1 protein-coding gene is annotated in these 638 nt (G+C 55.0%); it reads right to left on the bottom strand.

Translation table 11 applies throughout. The features are described from left to right. Positions 1 to 138: 138 nt before the first annotated feature. A partial coding sequence (locus R1W01_RS18390) for a winged helix DNA-binding protein (RefSeq protein WP_317275469.1) occupies positions 139 to 638 on the bottom strand: 500 nt, incomplete at its 5' end.

Here is a 638-nt window from a genome sequence, read left to right on the forward strand (position 1 = left end):
GAGTTTTACCGCGCCTTGCTTGGTTAACATATTCCACCTTCATGAACTTATCTTGTCAAAAGGTGAGCCGTTGTCCGTCAAGCTTCAGAACTCAAGGCATCACATTTCAAACGGATTGAGGCATCCTCCTCAGACAGCTTACAGGGACGCGGCCGCCCGGCTCGCCTGATCGTATTGCCCCGACAAGGTACGCAACGCCCCGGCGATTTCCCTCAGTTCGGTTCCGCTCAGATCCGTGCGCCCAACCGCATCAAGAAGACATTGCCGGCGAATATCGCGATAGGCCTGGCAAAGCTCTGCCCCGGTGTTCGAAGTGGAATAGAACACCTCTTTGCCCCGCTTATCCGACACAATCAGCCCTGCTTTGAGAAGTTTGCGCAACGCGTAGTTCACCGTATGGCTATCCTCGATATTGAGCAGGAAACAAATGTCAGACAGACGCTTTTCCCGGTCGCGATGGTTCACGTTATGAAGGATCAGGATATCCAACGGGCTTAGGTCCGGCTGTCCCGCCGCCGCCATGCAGCGCATCATCCATCGCGAAAACGCATTGTAGGCAATGATGAGACCAAACTCGAACTCCGAGACCTCCCACCCTTCCCCCTCGGCCAAGTGACGGGAGGAAACGATTCTGCGGC

Source organism: Shimia sp. FJ5, from assembly GCF_032918335.1.
In the GTDB taxonomy this organism is placed as follows: Bacteria; Pseudomonadota; Alphaproteobacteria; order Rhodobacterales; family Rhodobacteraceae; genus Shimia; species Shimia aestuarii_A.